28 protein-coding genes and 1 pseudogene are annotated in these 26,802 nt (G+C 62.5%); 11 read left to right on the top strand and 18 right to left on the bottom strand.

The window, feature by feature from the left end; genetic code table 11:
- Nucleotides 1–19 precede the first annotated feature (19 nt).
- The 5 genes from FHR23_RS11410 (at nucleotide 20) to FHR23_RS11390 (ending at nucleotide 4,435) form a co-directional block, all read left to right on the top strand.
- Nucleotides 20–1,285: a sensor histidine kinase gene (locus tag FHR23_RS11410; RefSeq protein WP_184004062.1), complete on the top strand. Its 1,266-nt coding sequence runs from the start codon at nucleotides 20–22 to the stop codon at nucleotides 1,283–1,285.
- Nucleotides 1,286–1,450: 165 nt separating this feature from the next.
- Nucleotides 1,451–2,146 (top strand): phosphate signaling complex protein PhoU, encoded by a 696-nt coding sequence (gene phoU, locus FHR23_RS11405; RefSeq protein ID WP_184004060.1) that lies wholly within the window; start codon nucleotides 1,451–1,453, stop codon nucleotides 2,144–2,146.
- A 3-nt stretch (nucleotides 2,147–2,149) separates the two neighbouring features.
- Nucleotides 2,150–2,839 (top strand): phosphate regulon transcriptional regulator PhoB, encoded by a 690-nt coding sequence (phoB, locus tag FHR23_RS11400; RefSeq protein ID WP_184004058.1) that lies wholly within the window; start codon nucleotides 2,150–2,152, stop codon nucleotides 2,837–2,839.
- A gap of 101 nt (nucleotides 2,840–2,940) precedes the next feature.
- On the top strand, nucleotides 2,941–3,261 hold the full coding sequence (locus tag FHR23_RS11395) for a hypothetical protein (protein WP_184004056.1): 321 nt from the start codon (nucleotides 2,941–2,943) through the stop codon (nucleotides 3,259–3,261).
- 142 nt (nucleotides 3,262–3,403) lie between these two features.
- Nucleotides 3,404–4,435: a hypothetical protein gene (locus tag FHR23_RS11390; RefSeq protein WP_184004054.1), complete on the top strand. Its 1,032-nt coding sequence runs from the start codon at nucleotides 3,404–3,406 to the stop codon at nucleotides 4,433–4,435.
- Between the two features lie 83 nt (nucleotides 4,436–4,518).
- Here FHR23_RS11390 and FHR23_RS11385 read toward each other — a convergent pair whose 3' ends face one another.
- Together FHR23_RS11385 and epsC are read right to left on the bottom strand one after the other, a co-directional pair.
- Nucleotides 4,519–4,860, bottom strand: coding sequence for a DUF2794 domain-containing protein (locus FHR23_RS11385; RefSeq protein ID WP_184004052.1), 342 nt, complete (start codon nucleotides 4,858–4,860; stop codon nucleotides 4,519–4,521).
- On the bottom strand, nucleotides 4,860–5,546 hold the full coding sequence (epsC, locus tag FHR23_RS11380) for a serine O-acetyltransferase EpsC (protein ID WP_184004050.1): 687 nt from the start codon (nucleotides 5,544–5,546) through the stop codon (nucleotides 4,860–4,862). The genes FHR23_RS11385 and epsC overlap by 1 nt, the downstream gene beginning before the upstream one ends.
- A gap of 225 nt (nucleotides 5,547–5,771) precedes the next feature.
- On the opposite strand from epsC, the gene ahpC reads away from it, so the two are divergent.
- The 3 genes from ahpC (at nucleotide 5,772) to FHR23_RS11365 (ending at nucleotide 8,991) form a co-directional block, all read left to right on the top strand.
- On the top strand, nucleotides 5,772–6,335 hold the full coding sequence (gene ahpC, locus FHR23_RS11375) for an alkyl hydroperoxide reductase subunit C (RefSeq protein ID WP_184004048.1): 564 nt from the start codon (nucleotides 5,772–5,774) through the stop codon (nucleotides 6,333–6,335).
- Nucleotides 6,336–6,418: 83 nt separating this feature from the next.
- Entirely contained in the window at nucleotides 6,419–7,996 is a 1,578-nt protein-coding gene (gene ahpF, locus FHR23_RS11370; protein ID WP_184004046.1) for an alkyl hydroperoxide reductase subunit F, read from the top strand.
- 95 nt (nucleotides 7,997–8,091) lie between these two features.
- Nucleotides 8,092–8,991: a hydrogen peroxide-inducible genes activator gene (locus tag FHR23_RS11365; RefSeq protein ID WP_184004397.1), complete on the top strand. Its 900-nt coding sequence runs from the start codon at nucleotides 8,092–8,094 to the stop codon at nucleotides 8,989–8,991.
- A gap of 90 nt (nucleotides 8,992–9,081) precedes the next feature.
- Here FHR23_RS11365 and FHR23_RS16775 read toward each other — a convergent pair whose 3' ends face one another.
- Nucleotides 9,082–9,315, bottom strand: coding sequence for a hypothetical protein (locus FHR23_RS16775; protein WP_343043119.1), 234 nt, complete (start codon nucleotides 9,313–9,315; stop codon nucleotides 9,082–9,084).
- On the opposite strand from FHR23_RS16775, the gene FHR23_RS11360 reads away from it, so the two are divergent.
- Nucleotides 9,308–9,793: a fasciclin domain-containing protein gene (locus FHR23_RS11360; RefSeq protein ID WP_343043118.1), complete on the top strand. Its 486-nt coding sequence runs from the start codon at nucleotides 9,308–9,310 to the stop codon at nucleotides 9,791–9,793. The genes FHR23_RS16775 and FHR23_RS11360 overlap by 8 nt on opposite strands.
- A 317-nt stretch (nucleotides 9,794–10,110) precedes the next feature.
- Here FHR23_RS11360 and FHR23_RS11355 read toward each other — a convergent pair whose 3' ends face one another.
- Genes FHR23_RS11355 through pgsA form a run of 3 tightly spaced genes read right to left on the bottom strand, consistent with a single transcriptional unit; the run spans nucleotide 10,111 to nucleotide 11,363 of the window.
- The gene (locus FHR23_RS11355) at nucleotides 10,111–10,554 is read right to left on the bottom strand and encodes a molybdenum cofactor biosynthesis protein MoaE (protein WP_184004044.1); all 444 of its coding nucleotides are present in this window, start codon (nucleotides 10,552–10,554) and stop codon (nucleotides 10,111–10,113) included.
- Nucleotides 10,551–10,805 carry a molybdopterin converting factor subunit 1 gene (gene moaD, locus FHR23_RS11350; protein ID WP_184004042.1) on the bottom strand — a complete coding sequence of 85 codons (255 nt, stop codon included), beginning with the start codon at nucleotides 10,803–10,805 and terminating at the stop codon, nucleotides 10,551–10,553. Before moaD ends, FHR23_RS11355 begins: the two co-directional genes overlap by 4 nt.
- A 3-nt stretch (nucleotides 10,806–10,808) precedes the next feature.
- On the bottom strand, nucleotides 10,809–11,363 hold the full coding sequence (pgsA, locus tag FHR23_RS11345) for a CDP-diacylglycerol--glycerol-3-phosphate 3-phosphatidyltransferase (protein ID WP_184004040.1): 555 nt from the start codon (nucleotides 11,361–11,363) through the stop codon (nucleotides 10,809–10,811).
- Nucleotides 11,364–11,488: 125 nt separating this feature from the next.
- Between pgsA and FHR23_RS11340 the strand changes: the two genes are divergently transcribed.
- Nucleotides 11,489–12,778, top strand: coding sequence for an MFS transporter (locus FHR23_RS11340; protein WP_184004038.1), 1,290 nt, complete (start codon nucleotides 11,489–11,491; stop codon nucleotides 12,776–12,778).
- Between the two features lie 136 nt (nucleotides 12,779–12,914).
- Here the strand turns inward: FHR23_RS11340 and FHR23_RS11335 are convergent, their stop codons facing one another.
- The 11 genes and pseudogenes from FHR23_RS11335 to FHR23_RS11285 all read right to left on the bottom strand — a co-directional run bounded on the left by FHR23_RS11335 (nucleotide 12,915) and on the right by FHR23_RS11285 (nucleotide 23,354).
- On the bottom strand, nucleotides 12,915–13,115 hold the full coding sequence (locus FHR23_RS11335) for a hypothetical protein (RefSeq protein WP_184004036.1): 201 nt from the start codon (nucleotides 13,113–13,115) through the stop codon (nucleotides 12,915–12,917).
- A gap of 350 nt (nucleotides 13,116–13,465) precedes the next feature.
- The gene (locus tag FHR23_RS11330) at nucleotides 13,466–15,535 is read right to left on the bottom strand and encodes an acetyl-CoA carboxylase biotin carboxylase subunit (RefSeq protein WP_184004035.1); all 2,070 of its coding nucleotides are present in this window, start codon (nucleotides 15,533–15,535) and stop codon (nucleotides 13,466–13,468) included.
- Between the two features lie 241 nt (nucleotides 15,536–15,776).
- Nucleotides 15,777–15,947 (bottom strand): annotated as a pseudogene (locus FHR23_RS11325) (biotin synthase BioB); the annotation flags it as partial.
- A complete protein-coding gene (locus FHR23_RS11320) occupies nucleotides 15,947–16,207 on the bottom strand; it encodes a DUF2442 domain-containing protein (protein WP_184004032.1) in 261 nt (86 codons plus the stop codon). The gene FHR23_RS11320 and the pseudogene FHR23_RS11325, both read right to left, overlap by 1 nt.
- Nucleotides 16,191–16,424, bottom strand: a complete 234-nt coding sequence (locus FHR23_RS11315; RefSeq protein ID WP_184004031.1) for a DUF4160 domain-containing protein — start codon at nucleotides 16,422–16,424, stop codon at nucleotides 16,191–16,193. The genes FHR23_RS11320 and FHR23_RS11315 overlap by 17 nt, the downstream gene beginning before the upstream one ends.
- Nucleotide 16,425: 1 nt before the next feature.
- A complete protein-coding gene (bioB, locus tag FHR23_RS11310) occupies nucleotides 16,426–17,478 on the bottom strand; it encodes a biotin synthase BioB (protein ID WP_184004028.1) in 1,053 nt (350 codons plus the stop codon).
- The gene (locus FHR23_RS11305) at nucleotides 17,475–18,278 is read right to left on the bottom strand and encodes a heme-dependent oxidative N-demethylase family protein (RefSeq protein WP_184004026.1); all 804 of its coding nucleotides are present in this window, start codon (nucleotides 18,276–18,278) and stop codon (nucleotides 17,475–17,477) included. Before FHR23_RS11305 ends, bioB begins: the two co-directional genes overlap by 4 nt.
- A gap of 10 nt (nucleotides 18,279–18,288) precedes the next feature.
- Nucleotides 18,289–20,430: a methylmalonyl-CoA mutase gene (scpA, locus tag FHR23_RS11300; protein WP_184004024.1), complete on the bottom strand. Its 2,142-nt coding sequence runs from the start codon at nucleotides 20,428–20,430 to the stop codon at nucleotides 18,289–18,291.
- Nucleotide 20,431: 1 nt separating this feature from the next.
- The gene (gene mce / locus FHR23_RS11295) at nucleotides 20,432–20,869 is read right to left on the bottom strand and encodes a methylmalonyl-CoA epimerase (RefSeq protein ID WP_184004022.1); all 438 of its coding nucleotides are present in this window, start codon (nucleotides 20,867–20,869) and stop codon (nucleotides 20,432–20,434) included.
- 22 nt (nucleotides 20,870–20,891) lie between these two features.
- The gene (locus FHR23_RS11290) at nucleotides 20,892–21,698 is read right to left on the bottom strand and encodes a hypothetical protein (RefSeq protein WP_184004020.1); all 807 of its coding nucleotides are present in this window, start codon (nucleotides 21,696–21,698) and stop codon (nucleotides 20,892–20,894) included.
- Nucleotides 21,699–21,827: 129 nt separating this feature from the next.
- Nucleotides 21,828–23,354, bottom strand: coding sequence for an acyl-CoA carboxylase subunit beta (locus FHR23_RS11285; protein WP_184004018.1), 1,527 nt, complete (start codon nucleotides 23,352–23,354; stop codon nucleotides 21,828–21,830).
- A gap of 111 nt (nucleotides 23,355–23,465) precedes the next feature.
- Here FHR23_RS11285 and FHR23_RS11280 point away from each other — a divergent pair, with 111 nt between their 5' ends.
- Complete coding sequence (locus FHR23_RS11280; RefSeq protein ID WP_184004016.1) at nucleotides 23,466–24,866, top strand: helix-turn-helix domain-containing protein; 1,401 nt, start codon at nucleotides 23,466–23,468, stop codon at nucleotides 24,864–24,866.
- On the opposite strand, the gene FHR23_RS11275 is transcribed toward FHR23_RS11280, so the two are convergent.
- Nucleotides 24,863–26,791 (bottom strand): TonB-dependent receptor plug domain-containing protein, encoded by a 1,929-nt coding sequence (locus FHR23_RS11275; protein WP_246359850.1) that lies wholly within the window; start codon nucleotides 26,789–26,791, stop codon nucleotides 24,863–24,865. The two genes, FHR23_RS11280 and FHR23_RS11275, sit on opposite strands and share 4 nt — an antisense overlap.
- Nucleotides 26,792–26,802: the final 11 nt, after the last annotated feature.

Genomic DNA, 26,802 nt, shown 5'->3' with positions numbered 1-26,802 from the left:
GCGTCTAAACGGGACGGCAATGGAGCATCTTTTCACTTGGCGGGTCATTATAGCCCTGGGGCTGAGCGCGATCTGTGCGCTGATCGGCCTGGCGCTGGGCGCATCGACGGCATCGGCGCTGATCGCCCTGATCGGCGCGGGAGCCGCCGTGCTGGTCGCAGCACCCTCGCCGGACCTGCCCGGCATGGAGTCGGTCCGCGCGCCCCTTCCTCCGCCTCCGCCGCAGGAACCGACCGATCCCCCGGCAAGCGAGATACTGGAGGCGGTCGCAGAACCCGTGCTGATCGTCGCCCATAACCGGGTATTCCGCGCCAACAGCAGCGCCTGCGCCCTGTTGGGCAGGCATATCGTCGGGGAGGATGTACGCCTTGCCATCCGGCATCCTGCGGCGGCGGAACATCTGCTCAACACCGATCCGGGGCGGAGCATGGACCCCATCCATCTGGTCGGACTGGGCACGCGGGAACAGCGCTGGGAAATGCGCGTCCATCAGGCGGGCGCAAAAATCCGCATCGTCCATCTGATCGAACGCACCGGCAATTACGCCGCCGAACGGATGCGGGTCGATTTCGTCGCCAATGCCAGCCATGAACTGCGCACGCCGCTCGCTTCCATCCTGGGCTTTATCGAAACGCTGCGTGACGGCGCGGGGGAAGAGGCGGACACCCGCGAACGATTCCTGAAGGTGATGTTCGATGAAGCGGTGCGGATGCAGCGGCTGATCGACGATCTGATGAGCCTGTCACGGATCGAGGCGGAAAAATATCGCGCGCCCGACGCAGAGGTCGATCTCAATGCCGTGATCGAAGAGGTTTGCGCCGAGTTGCGGGGTTCTCACGATCCGCGCGCAAACGATCTGGATTGCCGGTCCGGCAAATGTCCGAAGATTCGCGGCGACCGAGCGCAGCTTTCGCAACTGCTGCACAATATCATTGGCAATGCGATGAAATATGGCCGCCCCGATACTCCGATCCGAATCACGCTGCGGGCGGACGGCGACACTATGGCGCGCCTGAGCGTCGCGGACGAAGGCGAAGGCGTCGACCCCGATCATCTGGTCCGCCTTACCGAGCGATTTTATCGCGTCGATTCGGGTCGCAGCCGCGCAATGGGCGGCACCGGGCTTGGCCTCGCCATCGTCAAGCACATCGTCGAACGGCATCGCGGGCGGCTGGATATCGCCAGCACCCCCGGCAAGGGCACCACCGTCACCGTGCTGCTTCCGCTGGCAATGTCATCGCAGCGTAACGCAGATGAAACACATAGCCCTGAAATCACCTCCTGAACGGCGAATCCGGACGCGACATTGTGCAGGAATTTTCATGGCGCACATCCGGCTCTTTCCTCATGACGGTCGGGTCGGATAGGATGCCACGACACGATATGGTCCACGGCGTGGGAATATCGACGGATCAAGAACGGGCCGACATGCCCGAATGGACAGGCAGTAATGATGGAACATACGGTAAAAGCGTTCGACGACGATATCGGGGAACTGCGCGGCCTGATCGCGCATATGGGCGGGCTCGCCGAATCGGCTATCGAAGCGTCGATGGTCGCGCTGCGCCGCCACGATCTGGAAGCGGCGCAACGGATTATCGACGGCGACAAGGAAATCGACGCTCTGGAAACCGAGGTCGAAAAGCTGGCCATCCGCCTGATCGCCCTGCGCGCGCCGATGGCCGACGACCTGCGTGAAGTGGTCGCGGCGCTGAAAATCGCGGGCGTTGTCGAACGGATCGGCGATTATGCGAAGAATATCGCGCGTCGCGTGCCCGCCATCGACGATCGCGGTCATATCGAGCCGCTGTCGCTGCTGCCCGCCATGGCCAGCATGGCGACCGACATGGTGCATGACGTTCTCGACGCCTTTGCCGCGCGCGATCCTGAAAAGGCGGTGCATGTGTGCGAACAGGACCGCGCGGTCGACGATTTCTACAACTCGATCTTCCGCACCCTCGTGACCTTCATGATGGAAAATCCGAAAAGCATCAGCCAGGCCGCGCACATGCTGTTCATCGCCAAGAATCTGGAACGCGTCGGCGACCATGCCACCAACGTCGCGGAGATGGTCTATTATGCCGCCACCGGCGAATATATGGGCGAGCGTGAGACCGGCGACACCGTACCGATTATGGGAAACTGATATATGCACCATGCACGCATGCTGCTGGTCGAGGACGATCCCGCACTGGTCGAGCTGCTGACCTATCATTTCAAGCGGGAGGATTTCGACGTCCGCCATACCGTGGACGGCGAAGAGGCGCTGCTGATGGCCAAGGAAGCGGCTCCCGACATCGTCCTGCTCGACTGGATGGTCGAAGGACTGTCGGGGATCGAGGTCTGCCGCCGCCTGCGCCGCATGAACGAAACCGCCAATGTGCCGATCATCATGCTGACCGCGCGCGGCGAAGAGGAAGACCGGGTCCGGGGGCTGGAAACCGGTGCCGACGATTACGTCACCAAGCCATTCTCTCCGCGCGAACTGGTCGCACGGGTCGGCGCCGTACTGCGCCGCGTGCGACCGGCGCTGGCCGGTGAGCAGCTCAATTATGGCGATATCGAAATGGATACGGTCGGTCACAAGGTCCGGCGCGGCGGCGAGACGATTCCGCTCGGCCCCACCGAATTTCGCCTGCTCCGGCATTTCCTTGAACATCCCGGCTGGGTGTTTTCACGCGAACGCCTGCTCGACGCAGTATGGGGGCATGATTCCGATATCGAATCGCGCACGGTCGACGTGCATATCCGCCGCTTGCGCAAGGCCATCAATTCCAATGGCCGCCCGGATGTCATCCGCACCGTGCGATCGGCAGGATATGCCCTTGATTCCAATTAATAAAATATCGAATCGAGTTTATCGGGAAAGTTTTGCGCAGTCGGGCGTTCTTGTTGTCGCGGCCTCAGAAACGCCGCCGTAACAAATCAGGAGAACCCCCGATGAAGTTCGCAGCATTGGTGGCAGCGGCGCTGATGACCAGCGCGCCTGCTTTTGCAATGGCGCAGACATCGACTCAACCGATGCAAACGCAAGACGATTCGATGGCAACGCCCAGCGGCGCCATGCAGGCTACCCAGACCCAGGGCGGGATCATGCCCGCCACACCGCCGATGAGCCAGCAGCCGACGGCGGATCAACAGGTGATTTTCAAACCGTCCGAATCGCCGGATCAGGCATTTCCGCCGCCTCCGCCCAAGGCCAGCTATCCGATCTGCAAAAAGGGTCAGACCGACGGCTGCCGTCAGCGCGGCGGTCGTTAAGCAACGAATTTCAGGGCGCGTCGAACGGTTCGGCGCGCCCTTTTTCTGTATCTTCACCCAGCATCCCCAAATGCGTTCGAGTCTTCGTGTATTGCTCAGGTAACACTCTGGTGTTATGGTCATGCAATACAGGGAGGATGGGATGTATAGCGAAAGCGAACTGGATCAGGCGGTCGAAGCGGGCATCGTCCCGCGCGAAACAGCGGACGCGTTTCGCAATCACGTTGCATCGCTGAGGGCGGCTCCAGCCGTCGATGAGGAGCATTTTCGCCTCCTGTCGGGCTTCAACGACATCTTCGTCGCCATTGCGATCGCTCTGATGCTTGCCGCTGTCGCGCAGATCGGTGCGATTGTCGGTCCCTGGCTGGGCGGGCTGGGCGTGGCGGTTTCGGCATGGCTGCTCGCCGAATATTTCACCCGTCAGCGCCGCATGGCATTGCCCAGCATCCTGTTGCTGCTCGCTTTTGTCGGTGGCGTGGCGGCGACGATGATCGGCACGATGGTGTCGCTGGACCCCGACCTTCCAGACCGTATCAACGCGCTGATCCTCGCCGGAATCGGGCTGATGAGCGCCGGTGCCGCCTGGTTGCACTGGCGTCGCTTCATGGTGCCGATCACGCTTGCCGCGGGCGCGGTGGCGCTCACGGGTGTCGTGGTGGCGCTGTCTGTCGCGGCCGTTCCGGCCATCGGCAACTTCGTCTGGCCGGTGCTGCTGATCGCCGGACTGGTGGTTTTCGGTTTCGCCATGCGCTGGGACATGTCCGACCGGCAGCGCGAAACCCGCCGGGCGGACGTTGCCTTCTGGCTTCACCTCGCCGCCGCACCCATGATCGCGCATTCGATCTTTCAGATGCTGGGCGTGTTCGACAAGAATATCGGCCCCGCAGTCGCGGTACTGGTGCTCGGCCTCTATGTGGTGTTCGGGTTCGTCGCACTGGCGGTCGACCGCAGGGCGCTGCTCGTTTCCAGCCTCGTCTATGTGCTCTACGCGCTCTATGCCCTTTTCACCCGGGCAGGCGCGCTGGAACTCAGCACCGCCTTTACCGCGCTGGTGATCGGCTCGGCATTGCTGACGCTGTCGGCCTTCTGGCACCCGATGCGGGCACGGGTCGTGGCATTGCTGGGCGGCCTGAAGGATCGGCTCCCGCCCGTACAGATGCCCGCCGCCGCATAAACAAACCATTCCCCGCCTGCCCTGAACCCTCGACAGGCGAAGGACGGAGGCTTCGGGCGCCACACCCGGAGCCTTTGTCGTTTTCAGTCCGCCACCAGCTTCATCAGCCTGCGTTCGACCGGAGCGAGTACGGGACCGAGTTCGTGACCGCGCTTCAATACCATGCCCGCTTCGTTGATCAGCGCCCACATCCCCTGACGATTGCGCAGGGCCGGCCGTTTCTCGATACGGTATTCCGGTCGCTCGGCGGCACGGCGAAAGGCGGCAAAGATCGCCGCCTCGCGGCCCAGATCGATGGCATAGTCTTTCCAGTGTCCGGCCGCGACCATGCGTCCATAGAGGTCAAGAATACGCATCAGTTCGGGCCGTTCGAAACCGACCTGCCCTGGCTGACGTCCTCCGGGAAATTGCGCGATCGTCCCCATCAGGCGCGGTCGCGACGCTCCGTTTCCTCACGCTCGGCCAGCAATTCGTCCAGCCGCTTGCGCATCGTTTCCAGCTCACAGCGCATCAGTTCAAGCTGCTGAGTCGCCGGATCGAACACCTCGCTGCAGGGCGTTCCATAGGGCACGAATTGCGGCTTTGACGCACCGCCCTGCACCACCGTCGGGCGTGCGGGAATGCCGACCATCGTCGCGCCTTCGGGCACGTCGCGCGTAACAACGGAGTTCGCCCCGATGCGCGCGCGCCTGCCAACCGTCACCGGCCCGATCACCTGCGCGCCCGACCCGACGATCGCCCCGTCCAGCAGCGTGGGGTGGCGTTTGCCGCCGACACCGCTATCGGGGCTGGTGCCGCCCAGCGTGACATGCTGGTACAGCGTCACGTTATCTCCGATCTCAGCGGTTTCGCCGATCACTGTAAAACCGTGATCGATAAAGAAATTGCGCCCGATCGTCGCACCGGGATGAATGTCGTTGCCGGTCAGGAAGCGCGACAGGTGATTGACCGCCCGCGCCAGGAAATACAGCCGCCAGCGGAACAGCCGGTGCGCGATCCGGTGAAAGCCAAGCGACCAGACACCCGGATATAACAGGATTTCCATGCGTGAACGCGGCGCAGGATCGCGCGCCTTGATCGAATCCAGATAGTTCACAAGCCGCCGGAACATGGGCGCTCCCTTTTTACCGTCGGATGAATTTAGGAGATGCGGACCGCAAATTCCAGCTTTGGCCATTTTCGTCCTGTCAGCCCTGCCTTCCCGTTGAACATGTCGATTACTTCGTCCAAATTTGATCGATTTAGTCGATCAATAAAAACGAGGCTTCCCATTTCCCTTGGACCACCCGGCTACCTATATCCGGCTTCGAACCAACACCTGCCAGGAGGAATATTTATGGCGAAGATCGGAGATACGCTGAAGCCCTTCACGACTCAGGCCTATAAGGAAGGCAAGTTCGTCGAAGTGAGCGACGGCGACGTAAAGGGCAAATGGGCCATTTTCTTCTTTTATCCGGCCGATTTCACCTTTGTGTGTCCGACCGAGCTGGAAGATCTGGCCGGCATCTATCCCAAGCTTCAGGAAATGGGCGTCGAGGTATATTCGGTATCGACCGACACGCATTTCAGCCACAAGGCATGGCATGACAGCTCGCCCGCGATCGGCAAGATCAACTATTACATGCTGGGCGACCAGAACCACACCATTGCCGAGAATTTCGACGTCCTGCGCGAAGGTCAGGGTCTCGCCGACCGCGGCACCTTCGTGATCGATCCCGATGGCGTGATCCAGGTTATGGAAATCACCTGCGAAGGCGTTGGCCGCAACGCGACCGAACTGCTCCGCAAGGTGAAGGCCGCTCAATATATTGCCGCGCATCCGGGTGAAGTCTGCCCGGCCAAGTGGGAAGAAGGCGAAGAAACCCTCGCACCCTCGCTCGACCTCGTCGGCAAGATCTGATCCCAAGCCCCCTTGGGTCCCTCACGGCCCGGGGTGGTTCCCGCCGCCCCGGGCCGTATTGTATCTGAATACAGGAGTTTTCCATGCTCGACGCCACTATGACGCAGCAGCTCAAAACCTATCTCGCCAATATCCGCGAGCCGATCGAGCTCGTCGCCAGCCTGGGCGACGATGCCAAATCGCGCGAGCTGGAAACGCTGCTCAACGAAATCGCCGCACTGTCGGACAAGATCGAAGTCGTGCGTGCCGACGACAAGCGCGCGCCCAGCTTCATGATCCGCCGCACCGGCACCGATATCGGTGTGCGCTTCGCCGGTATCCCGATGGGCCATGAATTCACGTCGCTGGTGCTCGCCCTGCTGCAGGTCGGCGGCCACCCGTCCAAGACCGCACAGGAACTGATCGAACAGATCAGGGATATCGAGGGCGATTTCGAATTCGAAACCTATTTCTCGCTGTCCTGCCAGAACTGCCCCGACGTGGTGCAGGCGCTCAACCTGATGAGCGTGCTCAACCCCAATATCCGCCACACCGCGATCGACGGCGCATTGTTCAAGGATGAGGTCGACAGCCGCAAGGTGATGGCGGTGCCGTCGGTATTCCTGAACGGAGAACCCTTTGCTCAGGGCCGCATGGACCTCGAACAGATCGTCGCGAAGATCGACAGCGGCGCGGAAGCCAAGGCGGCCGAAAAGATTGCCGGTAAAGATCCGTTCGACGTGCTGATCGTCGGCGGTGGCCCTGCGGGTGCTGCATCGGCCATCTATGCCGCGCGCAAGGGCATTCGCGTCGGCGTTGCGGCCGAACGTTTCGGCGGTCAGGTGCTCGACACCATGGGCATCGAGAACTTCATTTCGGTTCCCTATACCGAAGGGCCGAAGCTCGGCGCGCAACTGGAACAGCACGTTAAGGAAAACAATGTCGACGTGATGAACCTGCAACGTGCCGAAAAACTTATCCCGGCGCAAACAGAGGGCGGCCTGCACGAGGTGACACTGGCTAACGGTGCATCGCTGAAGGCGCGCACGGTCATCCTGTCCACCGGCGCACGCTGGCGGCAGATGAATGTGCCGGGCGAGGACGAATATCGCAACAAGGGCGTGGCCTATTGCCCGCACTGCGACGGTCCGCTGTTCAAGGGCAAGCGCGTTGCCGTGATCGGCGGCGGCAATTCGGGCGTCGAAGCGGCCATCGACCTGGCGGGTATCGTCGCGCACGTCACACTGATCGAGTTCGATAGCCAATTGCGTGCCGATGCGGTGCTTCAGCGCAAGCTTGGCAGCCTGCCCAATGTGAAGATCATCACTTCCGCGCTGACCACGGAGGTTCGCGGCGATGGAGAGAAGGTCGTCGGACTGACCTATAAGGACCGTAATGACGGCACGCTGCACGAGGTCGAACTGGAAGGTATTTTCGTCCAGATCGGTCTGGTGCCCAACACCGAATGGCTGAAGGATGCGGTTGCGCTGACCAAACATGGCGAGATCGAGATCGATGCGCGCGGAGAAACCTCGCAACCCGGCATTTTTGCCGCCGGTGACGCGACCACCGTACCGTACAAACAAATCGTCATCGCGATGGGTGCGGGATCGACTGCGGCGCTTTCGGCCTTCGACTATCTGATCCGCCTGCCCGCCGAGGAACTGACCGAAGCGGCATGACTCCCGGATCGCTCCTGCCCCTGATATCGGGGGCGGGAGTTGCCGGAATGACAAAATAGATTACATAGCGGCTGCGTCATCGACGGAGACGATCACTGACTACCTATCTCCCCACGATCAAACAGCTCCAATACCTCGTCGCGTTGCAGGATGCCGGGCATTTCGGCCGCGCGGCAGAAGCCTGTTTCGTCACCCAGTCGACCCTGTCGGCGGGCATTCGTGAGCTGGAAACCCTGATCGGCGTGACACTGGTCGAACGCACCCGCCGGGTCGTGCGCTTCACGCCGCTGGGCGAGAAAATCGCCGACAAAGCACGCAAGGTGCTGCGCGAGGCCGACGAACTGGGCGACATGGCACGCGCCGCCGGGCGCCCCCTGTCGGGTGAAATGCGGATGAGCGTCATCCCCACCATCGCGCCGTTCATGTTGCCGCACATCCTGCCGCGGCTGCGTGCGGATTATCCCGACCTCAAGCTGTTTCTGCGCGAAGAGCCGAGCGCCGCGGCGTGCGAAGGGTTGCAGCATGGCCGTACCGACTGCGTACTGCTGGCGCTGCCCTATGCCTGTGGCGATGTCGAAATCGCACCGCTGTTCGACGACAAGCTGCTGGTCGCCTTTCCAGAGGGCGAAACGGAAGGATCGCGCGAACCTGTCGTCGCGGAGGACATTGACGAGACCCGGCTATTGCTGCTGGAGGACGGGCATTGCCTGAAAGACCATGCGCTGGCGGCGTGCAATCGCCCCGAACTGCGCGGGCAGGCGTCGATGCTGGGTACCTCGCTCCACACCATCGTGCAGATGGTCGATAACGGGCTTGGCGTCACCATGCTGCCGCAAATGGCGGTCGATGCGGGCATCCTGAAAGGCACCCACATCACCGCGCGCCCGCTGGACGCCGAACGCGCCTCTCGCAAGATTGCGCTGATCTGGCGCAAGGCGTCTCCGCGCGAGCGTGATTTCCGCCTGCTCGCGGACGTACTCTCCTCGATGCACTGAACGACGAGCACGGCACGACAATCCGTCGGGTGCAACCTTTTGCGCGGCCAACCGTAGCTATGGTGTGCCTAAGCGCACCAGTGCCCCGTTTCAAACCGACGATATGGAGAAGTTGATGTTGAAGAAACCGACCATCCTGTTCGCCGCGCTCGCAGCGTCCGTAAGCCTTGCCGCGTGTTCGACGACGACCAGCGCCAGTTCCGATATGGGATCGACCAGCACCGCCGGCTCCTCGACTCCGGCACCGTCGCCTACCCCCACGCCCAGTCCGACCCCGGCCCCGGTAATGGTCGGCGGCGCTGAAATGAGCCCTTCGATGAACATCGTCGAGAACGCATCCAAGGCGAGCAACCTGACCACGCTGGTATCGCTGGTCAAAGCTGCCGGACTGGTCGAAACGCTGTCCGGGCCCGGCCCCTTCACGGTGTTTGCGCCGACCGACGCTGCGTTCAGCCGCCTGCCGCCGGGAACCGTCGATACGCTGGAAAAACCGGAAAATATGGCCGCGCTCAAGAAGATCCTGACCTATCATGTCGTGTCGGGAAGCTACACCACCGACCAGCTTAAACAGATGATCAATCAGGGCGGCGGCACCGCCACGCTGAACACGGTAGAGGGCGGACCGCTGACGCTGTCGCTGACCAACGGCAACGTGACGCTGACCGATACCAGCGGCAACAAGGCCTATGTCAGCCCGACCGAGCAGAATGTCACGCAGTCGAACGGCATGGTGCAGGTCATCAACGGCGTGCTGGTGCCGAAGCTGAGCGCTTCCGCATCGGGCAGCGCCACCGGCCAGTAAACCCGACTGAAAGCTGAAGATGGGCTGCGGTGACCGAGACGTCGCCGCAGCCTAGGCCGTAAACCCATAAACGGCACCGTCGAGGCGTCCAAATGGCGAACAGATCGGGCCGAACGACGCGCGGCAAAGGCTCTTTGCCTTTGCAAGCGGCGTTCGGTTCTAGATGGAAGCCATTTGGGCGTCCCTGCGGGATTTGGCCAAAATGGCCCGGTGCGGCGTCGAAAATTCTGGGAATATTGACATATTCCTGCGCCTTTCCTCCTTGCACCACGCCATTTTGGCCCAAACCTCGATGCTGCCGTTTATGGGCTTACAGCCTATTTTGTGTCCCAGCGTTCGGCGGCGCTGTCATCACAGGCGCGTGCTTCCACCCAGCGCGATTCACCGCCCTGCCATTCGCGTTTCCAGAACGGCGCGTCGGTCTTCAGCCGGTCGATCAGATAGGCACACGCCTCCAGCGCATCGGCGCGATGGGCGGACGCCGTGCCGACGAACACGATCCCATCCCCGACCGCCATCGGGCCGACACGATGGACGATCGTCGCAGCGGCAAGCGACCAGCGTTCGGCCGCCTGTTCGGCCAGCCGGGTCAGCATCCGCCCGGTCATGCCGGGATATTGTTCGAGTTCCAGCGTCGTGACACCGTCATCGCCGCGTACCAGCCCGGTAAAGCTCGCAATGCCGCCGACTCCGCTTTGCGCCAGCGCCCTATGCTCCGCCGCGATGTCGAGCGGCGCTTCCTGAACGCTAACGCGGATCATCCGCCCGTTACCGGCGGAAACAGCGCCACTTCCCGCGCCGAACCCAGCGGCACGTCGAGCGACACGAATTCCTGATCAAGTGCGGCACGCAATCTGCCGGGGTCGGCAAAGGCCTCGGCATAGCCCTCCCCTTGCGTCGCCAGCCAGCCGACCAGTTCCGCCACGGTCGTCACCGATGGGGGCGGAGCGATCTCCTCCTGCGCCTTGCCCACTGCCTCTCGCACCCAGGCGAAATAGAGGATGGTGAGCACCTTTCAGGTGTCCATGTGACGCAGGCCGACGCGCAGATAGTCCCAGCCGGTAATCAGTGTCAGCATCGCCGCCCCCCAGAGTGCCACCAGCGCGGCGACGCCCAGCCAGTACCAGGTCGGCAATGCTCCGGCGAGGATCAGCCCGCCCAGCGCCAGCAATTGCAGCGTCGTCTTCCATTTGGCGAGGCGAGAAACCGGCATCGACACCTGAATCCCGCCCAGAAATTCGCGCAGGCCCGATACCATGATCTCGCGCAGCAGGATGATCAGCGCGGCGATCAGGTTCAGCCCCTCGATATCGCGCGTCGCCACCAGCATCAGGACGACCGCGGCGACCATGATCTTGTCGGCGATCGGATCAAGGAAGATGCCGAGTTTGGATACCGTGCCCTGCGCGCGTGCCAGATAGCCGTCGAAATAATCGGTAATACCCATCAGGCAGTAGATTGCGAACGCCACCGCATAGCCCGCGGGCCAGTGCGGCCACCACAGAAACCCGACCAGCAGCGGCACCGTAAAGATTCGCGAAAGCGTCAGGATGTTGGGCAATGTCAGCATGGCTGTCCCCATCTACTGTCCGCAAGTCGCTTTCGCCAGTCCTGCGATACCGGAAATTGCCATTGTGTCCGAATGCGTTGCTCGGCTATGGCGACCGGACCGGTCACCACTCGGGCTGTTGTTTGATGTTGAATGCCCTCGGTCTGCTCAAGGAGCGCCGATTTCTCCCGCTGTTTACCACACAGTTTCTGGGCGCCTTCAACGATAATCTGTTCAAGACGTCGATGGTGCTGTTCGCCACCTATCAGGTGTTCAACAATCCGGCCGTCGAATCCAATTTCAACGCGCTGGCCACCGGCCTTTCGCTGATCCCCTTCTTTCTGTTGTCGGCACTATCCGGGCAACTGGCTGACACCACCGACAAGGCAAAGATCATCCGCTGGGTAAAAACGGCAGAGATCGGCATCATGCTGTTCGGCGGTACCGGGCTGATGCTTGCCAGGGCGGGATACCACAGTATCGGCATCGGCATGATGCTGGGCGCGGTACTGTTTCTGGGCGTGCACTCGACCTTTTTCGGACCGATCAAATATGCGATCCTGCCCCAGCATCTCGATGAGGATGAAGTGCTGGGCGGCACCGGACTGGTCGAGGCGGGCACCTATCTCGCCATCCTGCTCGGCACGGTGATTGCCGGCTGGATTTCGGTCGAAGGTGCCTCGATCCTCGTGCTGTGCGTCGCAGGCATCGGCTGGATCATGGGGCGACTGGTGCTGCCCGCGCCGCGTGTGGGGCCGGAACTGGCGATCAATTTCAATCCCGTCACCTCTTCCTGGCGGTTGATTTCCGCAACCATGCATATTCGCCGATTGTTTCTGGCAATTTGCGCGATCAGCTTTTTCTGGACGATCGGTGCGGTGCTGATCGTCGTCTTTCCGCCGCTGGTCAAAAACGTGCTGACCGCCGATGAACGCGTCGCCAGCCTGACCATCGCCATTTTCTCGGTCGGCGTGGCAATCGGGTCGGTGATCATCAATTCGATGCTGAAGGGCAAGATTTCCGCGAAATACTCGCCCGCTTCCGTGATCGCGATGGGGATTTTCGTGGTCGCCTTTTCAATCGAGGCGCGCAATTTCACACCGGCGCCCGACGGCCATCTCTATTCGGTCATGGATTTTCTGACGCACCCGCAATCGGTGCTGGTGATGCTGACGCTGATGGCGATTGCGATTACCGGCGGAATGTTCGTGGTGCCGCTCTACGCCTTCCTCACCACTACCGTGACCAAGGATCAGACCGCGCGTACCGTGGCAGCGAACAATGTCGTCAATTCAGGCGCGATGGTGCTGGGCGCATTGCTCGTCATCGTGCTGGCCGCGCTGCATGTCAGCAACGCCGATATGTTGCTCGCCGTGGCGGCCATGTGCCTGATCGCAGCGTGGATTGCGCAAAAGCTGCACCGCGCCTGCGATTGAGGCGTTTTCGGGTTTCAGACCGCCACCCCCACCTCATTTTTAGCTGTTTCAGATCACCTACCCCACCTCCCCGCCCGGCCACCAATGATACCCATAGGATATGGTGGCGAGGCGGGGCGGGTGGTCTGCGCTTTCGTTACATAAAGAACGTATAGAAACAGACGAAGAAGGCGACGAAGCTCAATACGAACAACTTCCAGTCATTATCGTCGTCGGTGGCACGCACGGTCGGTCGCAGCGCGTTGCGCTTGTCGCGGATACGCAGACTCTCCCGAAACGGATGGCGGCCTCTGTTTTGAATGCGTTCGGGACGTAAGGGGATATCGTGAACTGGCATAACGTCATGTTTAACGCTTCGTTTACGATTTCGTCTCCTCCTCGCCTTTGGTTAAGCGCGTCCCAATGCGGGACCGCCGTCTGCATACCGCAGCGCACAACAGGATATGCATGACGAAGCACGAAATTTGGCATATAATGCGCTGATACTTCCGGCCGGATTGCAATAATTACAAAGGCGGGAAGAGGAAGGAGAGAGGCGATGGACCGCATGAGTCCGAAAGTGGAGCAATGCCCCTTCGCTACCCTGCTCATGATGAGCGGCGTGGCGATGCTGCTCACCGCCATATTGGTGTTGCTAGTAAAATAAGGCCCGACCCGCATCAGCGCGGATCAGGCCCGGCGTAACGCCTATTCGAATTCCATGATGACCGCGTCGACGGCCAGGCTGTCGCCTGCTTCCGCGTTCAGCGACTTCACCGTCCCCGACTTCTCCGCGCGCAGGATGTTTTCCATCTTCATCGCTTCGACCACCGCCAGCGGCTGACCGGCCTCCACCGCGTCGCCCTCGCCCACTTCGATCCGGGTGACGAGGCCCGGCATCGGGCAGAGCAGGAACTTGCTCATGTCCGGCGGCACTTTTTCGATCATATGCTCGGCCAGCTCCGCGATACGCGGGCTGAGCACACGTACCCCATGGCTGGCGCCGCGCGTCGTGAAGCGCCAGTCGGTGCGGCGACGCTCGACCCGCACGGCAAGCGGATTGCCGTCAAAGACCGCCTCGACCAGCCGCTGACCCGGCTTCCATTCGACATCGACGGCGATTTCGGTGCCGTCTACCGCAACATTGCCGTTTTCCACCGTGACACGGTGATCCGTCTTGCCGATGCGCACCACCCAGTCCTGCCGCGTCAGCGCCTCGTCGAAACGCGGCGACAACTGCCCGTCGATCAGGCCGTTGCGCGCGGTTTCGATACTCGAAAGCTTGGCTGCCAACGCCGCGAGTCTGGCCAGCAGCGCATCATCGGCAGGCGCTCCGTGAAAGCCTTCGGGATATTCCTCTGCAATGAAGCCGGTGGTGATATTGCCCTCGCGGAAGCGGTCGTGCTGCATCAGCGCCGACAGGAAATCGACATTGTTGCCCAGCCCCTCCAGTTCGAACCGGTCGAGTGCCGCGACCTGCGCATCGATCGCCTCGATTCGCGTCGGCGCCCATGTCACCAGCTTGGCGATCATCGGGTCATAGAACATCGACACCTCGCCGCCCTCGGCCACGCCGTCGTCGACGCGGATATAAGTCCCACTCTCCCCGTTCGTGTCGAGCGAAGTCGAGACACGCTTCTCGACGTCGCTCGAAGCGAACGGAGCTTGATGGAAACGCGCCTCCGGCGGGCGATAGCGGACCAGCCGCCCGGTCGAGGGCAGGAAGTTGCGATAGGGATCCTCGGCATAGACGCGGTTTTCGACCGCCCAGCCGTGGATTTTCACATCGTCCTGCGTCATCGCCAGCTTTTCGCCGTAGGCAACGCGGATCATCTGCTCGACCAGATCGAGGCCGGTAATACACTCGGTCACCGGGTGCTCGACCTGCAACCGCGTGTTCATTTCGAGGAAGTAGAAGCTTTCGCCCGTCGTATCCGCGCCCGACACGATCAGTTCGACCGTGCCCGCGCTGTAATAGCCGACCGCTTTCGACAACGCGACCGCCTGCTCACCCATCTTGCGGCGCATTTCGGGGCTGACGAAGGGCGACGGCGCTTCCTCCACCACCTTCTGGTGGCGGCGCTGGATCGAGCATTCGCGCTCGTTCAGATACAGCGTATTGCCGTGCTGATCGCCCAGCACCTGAATCTCGATATGGCGCGGGCTTTCGATGAACTTCTCGATGAACACGCGGTCGTCGCCGAAGCTCGCCAGCCCCTCGCGCTTGGTCGCCTCGAACCCTTCGCGCACGTCCTTTTCGGACCAGGCGAGCCGCATCCCCTTGCCGCCGCCGCCGGCGGACGCCTTCATCATCACCGGATAGCCGATATCGTTGGCGATGCGCACCGCATGGTCGGTATCGTCAATCTCTCCGACATGGCCGGGCACGACATTGACGCCCGCCGCCTTGGCCAGTTTCTTCGACTCGATCTTGTCGCCCATCGCCGCGATGGCTTTGGGCGGTGGCCCGACAAAGGCAATGCCCGCATCGGCGCATGCCTGCGAAAAACTCTCGCGCTCGGACAGGAAGCCATAGCCGGGATGGATGCAGTCCGCCCCCGTCGCCTTCGCCGCATCGAGGATCAGCTCCGCCTTCAGATAGCTTTCCGCCGCCGGAGCGGGGCCAAGCCGCACGCTTTCATCCGCCATCAGCACATGCGGGCTGCGCGCATCGGCATCCGAATAGACCGCAACAGTGGCGATCCCCATCCGCTTCGCCGTGCGCATGACGCGACAGGCGATTTCACCACGATTGGCGATCAGGATTTTCTTGAACATCAAGGATTCTTCCGTTTGAAGATGAATAATAAGCTTGCTGCCATCCAGATAATCAAGCAGGCGACTGCGCTTAGCTTGGCAGAATGCTCATACGTCTGGAGACAGGATTCAAAATCCACCGGCACGGGTGAGTCGATGCAGTCAAAGCCCGCCGTTCGGTATGAAACCCATGAAAACACTAGCCCGAGCAGTAAAACGATACTTGCAGTCACATAGGCTACGACAGCAAATTTTCCGCGTTTCACTCCGCCGCCTCCACCTGCCGCGTGCCGCCACATCCGGCCCGCATCGGCTCCTCGCTCGTCATCGGCCGTAGCCCCAGCTTCGCCAGCATCGCCGCGTCCGCATCGTCGCCCGCATTCGCCGCCGTCAGCAGCTTGTCGCCGGTGAAAATGCTGTTCGCGCCCGCCATCACGCCGCCCTCGGTGCCGGGGCACCACGCAGCAGGCCTTCGGTACTCAAATCCTCGTCGATATCGGGCCAATGGATGCCGAAGCCGGCGCCTGCCTTTTCCCAATGCGCACGCTGTTCCGGTGTCGCGCGCAGCAGGCGCGGATACCAGGCAATCGGCACCGAAATGCTGCGTCCGTCCATCAGGTCGACGATCAGGCTCGCTTCGTCGAAGCGCACGTCGAGAACGCGCTCGTCGGTGACTTTAGCCGAAATATTCATGCCATGCCTCCAGCAACCGGTCGCGGTGCTCCTCGACCATCGTTACAATGCCATTTATCTCATGCGCGCGGAAGCCGCGGCTTTTTGCGACTTCGACTTGTTCAAGCCAGATCTTGATCGTGGCCTCGCCGCGATCAACATGAACATGCGGGGGTTCGTTCGGCTCATGGCTGTAGAAATAGAAGCGAAACGCACCGATCCGCAGAACGGTTGGCATATCACTCCGCCGCCTCCACCATCTTCGCCTCACACGCCCGCATCGGTTCCTCGCTCGTCATCGGCCGTAGTCCCAGTTTCGCCAGCATCGCCGCGTCCGCATCGTCGCCCGCATTCGCCGCCGTCAGCAGCTTGTCGCCGGTGAAGATGCTGTTCGCGCCCGCCATGAAGCACAGCGCCTGCGTCGCTTCCGACATGCTCTCGCGGCCCGCGCTCAGGCGGACCATCGAGCGCGGCATGGTGATACGCGCGACCGCGATGGTGCGGACGAACTCGATATCGTCGATCTTCGCCATCGGCGTATCGGCGAGCATGTCGCCCAGCGGTGTGCCCTTTACCGGCACCAGCGCGTTGACCGGCACGCTTTCGGGATGGCGCTCCAGCGTCGCCAGCGCGTGGACGAAGCCGACGCGATGCGCGCGCGTCTCGCCCATGCCGACGATGCCGCCCGAACAGACGTTGATGCCCGCCTCGCGCACGTTCGACAGCGTGTCGATCCGCTCCTCGAAACTGCGCGTCGAAATGACGTTCTCGTAATTCTCCGGCGCGGTGTCGATATTGTGGTTATAGTAATCGAGCCCCGCTTCCTTGAGCTGCGCTGCCTGTGCTGGCGTCAACATCCCCAGCGTCATGCAGGTTTCCATCCCCATCGCCGACACGCCCTGCACGATCTCGACAATCGCGGGCATGTCGCGGTCCTTCGGGTTGCGCCAGGCCGCACCCATGCAGAACCGCTTCGACCCCGCATCCGCCGCCTGCGCCGCCTTTTGCAACACTTCGCGCGGGTCCATCAGCTTGGTCGCCTTGACCCCGCTATCGGCGGACGCGCTTTGCGAGCAATAGCCGCAATCCTCCGGGCAGCCGCCGGTCTTGATCGACAACAGCGTGCAAAGCTGCACTTCGCCCGGCGCATGATGTTCGCGATGCACCGTCTGCGCCCGGTACAGCAGTTCGGGAAACGGCAGATCGAACAGTTCCGCGATTTCCGCGCGCGTCCAGTCGGTACGGACCTCCGGCTCGGACGGGGTGAAACCGTGGGTCGAAATCTCGTTCATTCAGCAGCCTCCACAAGGTCGTCGCGCGCGGCGGCATAGCGGGCCAGCGCGTCGGCATAAAAGGGCGCGGCGCGGCGTTCATGCTCGCCCGCGGAAATATGGGTTACGGCATCGGCCACGCGCCGCACAATGGGTGTTTCGAGCGCGGCAAGCGGTTCGACCGCAATACCGATGGTGAACAGCACCGCGCCGGTTTCGGGCAGGCGGCGCAGCGTCTGACGCTCGCAGCGCAGGAACAGCGCCCGCCCGGCATTATCCGCCGTAACATGCGCGAAGCGGGTCGCGGGATCGTCGGTCGGCAGATAGCGCCAGTCATCGCTCGCCACGATGAACCAGTTGGCGCGCCCGAAGATCGCCCCCGCCTTCAGCGTCGCGAAGAAATGATCGACCCCCGCCGCCAGTTGTTCGGCATAGCCATGGATCGGCGCGTGAATGGCGGTGAGCGGCCTGCCCATCTTGTCCGCCAGCCGCCAGTCGGTCGGAAAACCCAGCGCTGCCGCGATCAGCCGGTACTGCCCGTCCGCGCCGGGGGCGAGCAAACACAGATCCTCCCAATGCGTCCGCGCCGCCGCGGCAAGGTCAGGCGCGACGAGCAGGGCGCACAATTCCGCCACCGCCGCTTCGCCTTCGGGAAGCACCGCCACGCTATCGGGATGCGCGTCGAACACCGCCGCACGCGCGTCGCGGTCGCATTCGCCTTGCAGCCAGTCGTTTTCGGCCACGCGCACCAGCCCCATGCGCAGGGCGCCACCGCCGCGCGCATGGCGCATCAGCGCCCCGACCGAAAAGCCCAGAGTCATTGCGTGGCCCTCACTCCGCCGCCTCATCCATCGGCGGCATATTGTGGCCGAGCAGGCGGAGCACTTCGGCCGCCGCCTCGACCAGATTGGTGCCGGGGCCGAAAATGGCCTGCACGCCCGCATCGCGCAGGAAATCGTAATCCTTGGGCGGAATCACGCCGCCCGCGATCACCTTGATATCGCTGCGCCCCTTTTCCTTGAGCAGGCGGATCAGTTCGGGGATCAGCGTCTTGTGCCCGGCGGCGAGGCTGGAGGCGCCGATCACGTCGACATCGCGTTCCAGCGCCAGTTCGACCGCCTCTTCCGGTGTCTGGAACAACGGCCCCGCCGTCACGTCGAAGCCCAGATCGCCGAATGCGGAGGAAACGAGATTCGCGCCGCGATCATGCCCGTCCTGCCCCATCTTGGCGACGAACAGGCGCGGCTTGCGACCGATGCGGCGCTCGGTGGCGTCCACCCCGTCCTTCAGCGCCAGCCACTTTGCGTCGTCGCCATAGGCACCGCCATACACGCCCTGCACCGGCACCGGCATGGTGTCGTAGCGACCGAACACATCCTCCATCGCGCTGCTGATCTCGCCCAGCGTGGCGCGTTCGCGCGCGGCATCGACGGCCAGCGCGAGCAGGTTGCCGTCGCCCTTCGCCCCTTCGCGCAGGGCATCGAGCGCGGCCCCGCACTTTGCCTCATCACGGGTTTCGCGCACCCGCTTGATGCGGGCAATCTGGCTGTCGCGTACCTTGTGGTTATCGACGTCGAGGATTTCGATTTCCTCATCCTGTGCCGGGCGGAACTTGTTGACGCCGACAATGGTGTCCTCGCCCCGATCGACGCGTGCGGCACGCGCCGCAGACGCTTCCTCGATCATCTTTTTGGGCCAGCCGGCGGCAACCGCCTTCGCCATGCCGCCCTCCTCCTCGACCCGGTCGATGATCGCCTGCGCGGCATCGACCAGTTCCTTGGTCAGCGCCTCGACATAATAGCTGCCGCCCAGCGGATCGACGACGTTGGTCATCCCCGTTTCTTCCTGCAGAATGATCTGGGTATTGCGGGCAATGCGCGCGGAGAAATCGGTGGGCAGCGCAATCGCTTCGTCCAGCGCATTGGTATGCAGGCTCTGCGTGCCGCCCAGCATCGCCGCCATCGCCTCGATCGTCGTGCGGATAACGTTGTTATAGACGTCCTGCTCGGTCAGGCTGACCCCGCTGGTCTGACAGTGTGTGCGCAGCATCTTCGACCGCTCGGCCTTTGCCCCCAGCTTGGTCATGGCGTTGTACCAAAGCGTACGCGCGGCGCGCAGCTTCGACACTTCCATGAAGAAGTTCATTCCGATTGCGAAGAAGAAGCTCAAACGGCCTGCAAAAGCATCGATATTCAGCCCGCTGGCGACACCCGATTTCACATATTCAATGCCGTCGGCGATGGTGAAGGCAAGCTCCTGCACCTGCGTCGCACCGGCCTCCTGCATATGATAGCCGGAGATCGAAATACTGTTGAACTTCGGCATGTTGGCCGACGTATATGCAAAAATATCTGAAATGATCCGCATGCTGGGCTGCGGCGGATAGATATAGGTGTTGCGGACCATGAACTCCTTCAGAATGTCATTCTGAATCGTGCCCGCAAGCTGGTCCGGCTTCACCCCCTGCTCTTCCGCTGCGATGATGTAAAATGCCAGGCACGGGATCACCGCACCGTTCATCGTCATCGACACGCTCATCTTGTCGAGCGGGATCTGGTCGAACAGGATTTTCATATCCTCGACGCTGTCGATGGCGACGCCCGCCTTGCCGACATCGCCGGTGACGCGCGGATGATCGCTGTCATAGCCGCGATGCGTGGCAAGGTCGAACGCGACCGACAGCCCCTTCTGTCCCGCCGCCAGATTGCGCCGGTAAAAGGCGTTGGACTCTTCCGCCGTGGAAAAGCCCGCATATTGCCGGATCGTCCAGGGGCGTCCGGCATACATGCTGGCCTTTACTCCGCGCGTATAGGGCGCGAAACCAGGGAGGCCGGGGTCAAGCTCGGCGGTATCCTCCGCCGTGTAGAGCGGCTTGACGTCAATCCCCTCCGGCGTATGCCAGATCAGGTCGCGGCCCTTCACTTCCTTGTCGGCAAGCGCTTTCCAGTCGGCGGTGGTCGGTTTGTCGGTCATGTCAGTGCGCGCCCTTCGGCGTCTCCATGATTTCGGTAAGCTGCCCGCCCATATCCTTCGGGTGGACGAAGAAGATCATCGTGCCGTGCGCACCGATGCGCGGTTCGCCCAGCACACGTTTGCCCTGCCCTTCGAACCATGCCTTGGCTTCGTGGATGTCGGGCACTTCGTAACAAATGTGATGTTGACCGCCCAACGGGTTCTTTTCCAGCCATTTTCCAACGGCGGAATCGGGCTCGGTGGGTTGCAGCAGTTCGATCTGCGTTCCCGCCGTGCCGTTTGCGCCGGGCGTATTGACGAAGCAAACACGCACCTTTTGGGACTCCAGCACGAACGGTTCGGTGATGTCGCTCGCGCCCATCACGTCGCGGTAAAAGGCAATCGAGGCGTCAAGGTCAGGCGTCGCCACGCCGACATGGTTCAGTCGTCCCAGTTTCATCGCTTACTCCTCTCCCGACACGCTAACAGGCCGGAACCTGCGACTGCCCTTGCAGGAAATAATCCCCGCCGCGCAGTGCGTAATGTTCGGTGAAATCGCTGGTCCCGGTATAGTGCACGTCGAAACTCTTGTCGGGAACGATATTGGTAATCGCGCCCGTCAGGCTGATCTTGGTCGTACCGAGGATCGACCCTTCGTTGCTATAGGTCAGCGGCGCGGTCGCCACCACCGCCGGCCCGCCGGCACCCAGCGCCGTCAGTGTGAAATTACCGCAGGTATAGCCCTGATTGGTGCCGCCGCGTTCGGCATAGATCACCGGCGTTGGCCCGAATTTATCCGATACGCGCCATGCGGTCGGCGGCTGTCCCCAGTCCGATCCCTGCACCGCGCCGGGGTGGCGCTGCACGACCGTGAATCCGTCCCCCTGCGGCGCGAGATAATAGACGCCCAGCGACCCGGCACAGGCATGGCAGCCATCGGGAATGCTCGCCTCGGTCAGCAGGATCGCCTGATCGCCCTGCCAGAACAGCTTCACCGGCTTGATATCGCGCTGATCGCCATTCACGGTCCGGGTAATCCCGCTCGTCTTGCCGAACACCGCTTTGGTCGCAAGGGCAAGCTGATCGGCGGGTGCCATCGCCTTCACGCCCGTTACCGGCGAGGGCGTCGCACTGGCGACCGGCGTCGGCGCGGTCTGCCCGGCGGGCGTCGCACCGTCGCGGTGATACCACAGCAACAATCCGCCCGCGATCAGCAGCGCAATCACGCCAACCGCAACCGCGACGATCCATCCGCGCCTTCTGCTATCCTCGGACCGAATCCCGGTCATTGCCTTACTCCAACTATCTATTATTCAGCGATCATTGCGAAAGAGCCAACCGGATTGCTTCGCTCCGCTCGCAATGACGTCAACACGTCCCATACCCGCAACCATCAAGCCGTTATCCGTTCGGCACTATCACAACGGAATATTGTCATGCTTCTTCCACGGGTTTTCCAGCGCCTTGCCCCGCAGTTTGCGCAGGCCCAGCGCGATCCGCCTGCGCGTCGAGTGCGGCATGATCACCTCGTCGATAAAGCCCTTTGACGCGGCGACGAAGGGGTTGGCGAAGCGCGCTTCATATTCGGCGGTATGTTCGGCAATCTCCTCCTCGGTCTTGCCGCGGAAGATGATTTCGACCGCACCCTTGGCCCCCATCACCGCGATTTCGGCGGTGGGCCAGGCATAGTTGAGATCGCCGCGCAGATGCTTCGACGCCATCACGTCATAGGCCCCGCCATAGGCCTTGCGCGTGATGACGGTGATCTTCGGCACCGTCGCCTCTGCATAGGCAAAGAGCAGCTTCGCCCCGTGTTTGATGATGCCCGAATGCTCCTGCCCGACGCCCGGCAGGAATCCCGGCACATCGACAAAGGTGACGATCGGAATGTCGAATGCGTCGCAGAAGCGCACGAAGCGCCCCGCCTTTTTCGAGGAATTGATGTCGAGGCACCCGGCCAGCACCATCGGCTGATTGGCGACGATGCCCACCGTGCGCCCCTCGATCCGCCCGAAACCGGTGATGATGTTGCCGGCGTGCGCGGGCTGCACCTCGAAGAAATCGCCCTCATCCACCGTTTTGCGGATCAGCTCATGCATATCATAGGGCTGATTGGCATTGGGCGGGATCAGCGTGTCGAGACTGTGTTCCAGCCGGTCCCACGGATCGACACAGGGGCGTTCGGGCACCGGCTCGCGGTTGGAGGCAGGTAGGAAGTCGATAAAATCGCGCGCGGCGAGCAGCGCCTCGATATCGTTTTCGAACGCCACGTCCGCGACCGAGGATTTGGTGGTGTGAGTGACGGCGCCGCCCAGTTCCTCCTGAGTCACTACTTCGTTGGTCACCGTTTTCACCACATCGGGGCCGGTGACGAACATGTAGGAGCTGTCCTTCACCATGAAGATGAAGTCGGTCATGGCGGGCGAATACACTGCCCCGCCCGCGCACGGCCCCATGATCAGCGAAAGCTGCGGAATGACGCCGGAGGCGTTGACGTTGCGCTGAAACACCTCGGCATAGCCGCCGAGCGAGGCCACGCCCTCCTGAATCCGCGCACCGCCCGAATCGTTCAGGCCGATCACCGGCGCGCCGACCTTCATCGCCATATCCATGACCTTGCAGATCTTCTGCGCATGGCGTTCGGACAGCGATCCGCCGAACACGGTGAAATCCTGACTGAAGACATAGACGAGGCGACCGTTGATCGTGCCCGATCCGGTCACCACGCCGTCACCGGGGATCTTCTGATCCTGCATCCCGAAATCGACGCAATTATGCTCGACATACATGTCGAGTTCCTCGAACGATCCTTCGTCGAGCAGCACTTCCAGCCGCTCGCGCGCGGTCAGCTTACCCTTGGCATGCTGCGCCGCGACCCGGCGTTCACCCCCACCGGCACGCGCGCCCGCACGGCGGCGTTCGAGTTCGTCGAGAATATCGGGCATCCTGCTCCCCGTTCATGGCTGTTCAGCCTTCCAACTCTCAATCTTTCGCACCAGACGCAAATGTAGAGTTGCAAACTTGCGGATGCCAGGTTTGCAAACTATCCCGATGCCATGACCGCCCCCCCACCCCGCCGCATCTTCGCCGGGCATCGCGTGCGTCAGTTGCGCGAGCGGCTTGGCCTGTCGCAACGCACGCTGGCGAAACGGCTGGGGATATCGGTCAGCTATCTTTCGCAGATCGAAAATGACGGGCGGCCGATCACGGCCGCAGTGCTGATCGCGCTCGCCAACGCCTTTCCGTCCGAATGGGGCACGGTGGATGCTGAGGAAGATACCGGCCTGCTGGTCCGCACCGCCGATGCCGCGTCCGACCCCACTGTGGGAGCGGAGCCGATGCCGGAGGACGCGGTGCGCCGCGCCTGCGCGCAGCAGCCGCTGCTCGCACGGCGGCTGGTGGCGCTGCACGATGCCTATCGCCGGACGCAGGACCAGCTTGCGATGTTCGACGATCGCTTCGCCAGCAGCGGCGGCGAAGGCGGTGCGCCGCTACCATGGGAAGAGGCACGCGACTGGTTTCATGCCGAGGGTAATTATGTCGATGCGCTCGACCGTGGGGCGGAGGCGCTGTCGGTCCATGCCGACACGCTGATCGAACGGCTGGGCGATGCCCATGGCGTGCGCGTGGTGGCGCAGGAAAGCGCCGACCATGCCCAGCGGCGGTTCGACCCGCAGAGCCGCACGCTGGCCGTCGATCCGTCACTCGCGCCCGAAAGCCGCCGTTTCCTGCTCGCACACCAGCTTGTGCGGCTGGAACTGGCCGACCGGATCGAGGCGGTGATCGACGCCGCGCCATTACGCTCGCCCGAAGCACGCAAACTGTTGTCGGTGGGGCTGGCCAATTATGCCGCGGGGGCGTTGCTGATGCCCTATGCCGCGTTTCGCGCCGCCGCGCGGGAGGTGCGGCACGATATCGACCGTCTGCGCCAGCGTTTCGGCACCAGTTTCGAACAGACCTGCCACCGCCTCTCCACGCTGCAACGTCCCGGCGCGCAGGGGGTGCCGGTATTCTTTTGCCGGGTGGACATGGCGGGCAACATTACCAAGCGGCATTCGGCGACGCGGATGCAGTTCGCCCGCTATGGCGGCGCCTGCCCGTTATGGATCGTGCATGAGGCCGTGGCGATCCCCGACCGCATTCTGGTGCAGCTTGCCGAAACGCCCGACGGCGTGCGCTATGTCTCGATGGCGAAGGGTCTGGTGAAGCCGACCGCCAGCTATTTGCGGCCCGCCCGGCGCTATGCGGTAGCGCTGGGGTGTGAGGTCGAGCAGGCGGGCGATTTCATCTATGCCGACCAGTTGGAGCTGGGCGGCGCGCATTCGGCGACGCCGATCGGCGTGTCCTGCCGCATCTGCCCGCGCGACAATTGCGATCAGCGCGCCTTCCCGCCCGCCGGCCGCCGGCTGGAGGTGGACCCCGACCGGCGACTGACAGTACCCTATTCCTTTCGTTAGAACGTTGCGCGCACTCCGGCATAGCCCGCCCTCGGGCTGCCTGCGGTACTGAAAATCTCCTGATAGCGCTCGCCCAGCAGGTTCTCGACCCGTCCATAGAGCGACAGGTGGTCGGTGAGCTTATAGTTCACCGCGAAGTTCAACAGCGCATAGGATTGCAGCGACACCCGCACCGGCACATAGCTGGGATCGGTATAGGCAAGATCGTCCATCCGGCCATTATACCGCACCGTCAGCGTACCCGAAAACCGCTTGTCCGGGCTGAACGCGGTTACATTGATGCTGCCGATATTGCGCGGGCGGCGTACCGCTTCCTGCCCTGCATCATCGGTGGCGTCGAGCCATGTATAGGCAAGGTCGATACGCAGCAGGTCGATGGGCTGCACGCCTGCGAACACCTCAACCCCCTTTTGATGGGTGCGGCTGTCGGCGTTGACCGAGGTCGCCAGATAATCGGGCGGCAGATAGCTGGTGATGATCTCATCGGTTAGCACGCTTTTGAAGAAGGTCGCGCCGATCCGGCCCTTGCCGCCCGCCAGTTGCTGATCGACGCCGACCTCCCAGCCGGTCGATTTTTCCGGTTTCAGGCCGGGGTTGCCGATATAGCGCCCGTCAACATAGCCATAGAGTTCGTAAAATCCCGGCTCCTTCACGCCTGTGCCCCATGCCGCATGAATCCGCGTTCCGGTGGCAAAGCGATAGCCGCCCTGCACGCGATAGGTGGTGTCGTCGGCAAAGTCGGAATTAAGATCGTGGCGCACCGATGCGCCCAGTGCCAGCGCATCGTCCATGTTGAACTGATATTGGGCGACCAGCCCCAGATTGTCGACGTGGCGCTTGCCCCCGAACGCATACGGCCCGGCGACGGTGTTGCGAAACTCCTCGCGCTCGGCATCGACGGCAGCGGTAAGCTGGTGGTGGATATGATCGTCGCCGAACCGGATCGAACTGACGAACGACCCCTTATAGCGGGTACCGTGATCGCCCGACGACAGCGCGCCGTCGCTGAAATTGCGCCGGTCGGTATCCGCAATCTGTGCCGACAATGCGTTGGTCCAGCGGCCGCCGAGCGAGGACAGCTCCGCCTTCACCAGCCCGTAAAAGCCCTGATTGGTGTAATATTGCCCCGGCGTGTCGATGGTGTAGCCAAAGGTCGGGCTGGTCGGATCACTATCCGTATTGTTGGTGTCGGCATCGGTATAGCTGTAGCGGCCGACCGCCGTCAGGGTCAGCGTGTCGCTGGGTGTCCAGATCAGCTTTGCATTGGCACCGCCCAGGCTGGAGCCGACATTGCGCGTGCCCCCGACCGCGGTGGGATAGCCGTCGGTGCGATATCCGGTCGCCGACAGCGCATAATCCAGATTGCCGGTCACACCGGCAACGCGCGCGGCGACACTGGCCGTCCCCTGCGACCCGCCCTCGGCACGCACCGTCACGCCCGGCGCCTCGGCCCCGGTCAGCGTCACGATCTGCACCACACCGCCGATTGCGTCGGAACCGTAGAGCGAGGATTGCTGCCCGCGCAGCACCTCGATCCGCATGTCGGGATCGGCGAGCAGCGTGCCGAAATCATATTCGCCGTAGAAAGGATCGTCGGCTTCGATCCCATCGATCAGCACCAGCGTCTGATTGCTTTCCGTCCCGCGCAGGCGGATCTGGGTGAAGCCGCCGACACCGCCGGTACGGTTGACCGCGATACCGGGCACATCGCGCAGCACGTCGGATACGATGCGGGTCTGACGTTCCTGCAACTGGGCAGCGTCGATGACGGTGATGGAGGCGGGAATGTCCGCCACCTGCTGCGCATCGCCGGAGCGCGATGCGGTGACGAGTATCTCACCCGCATCATCGTTGGCGGGCGTGGTATGCGCCAGCGCCGGAACGGCGGCGGTCAGCGCGGAAATCGAAACAAGGGTTTTCAACATCGGGACAATCC

The organism is Stakelama sediminis (genome assembly GCF_014199335.1).
Lineage (GTDB): Bacteria > Pseudomonadota > Alphaproteobacteria > Sphingomonadales > Sphingomonadaceae > Sphingomonas > Sphingomonas sediminis.
The sequence above is the reverse complement of the archived record's forward strand: the minus strand, read 5'-3'. Positions and strand labels throughout refer to the sequence as shown.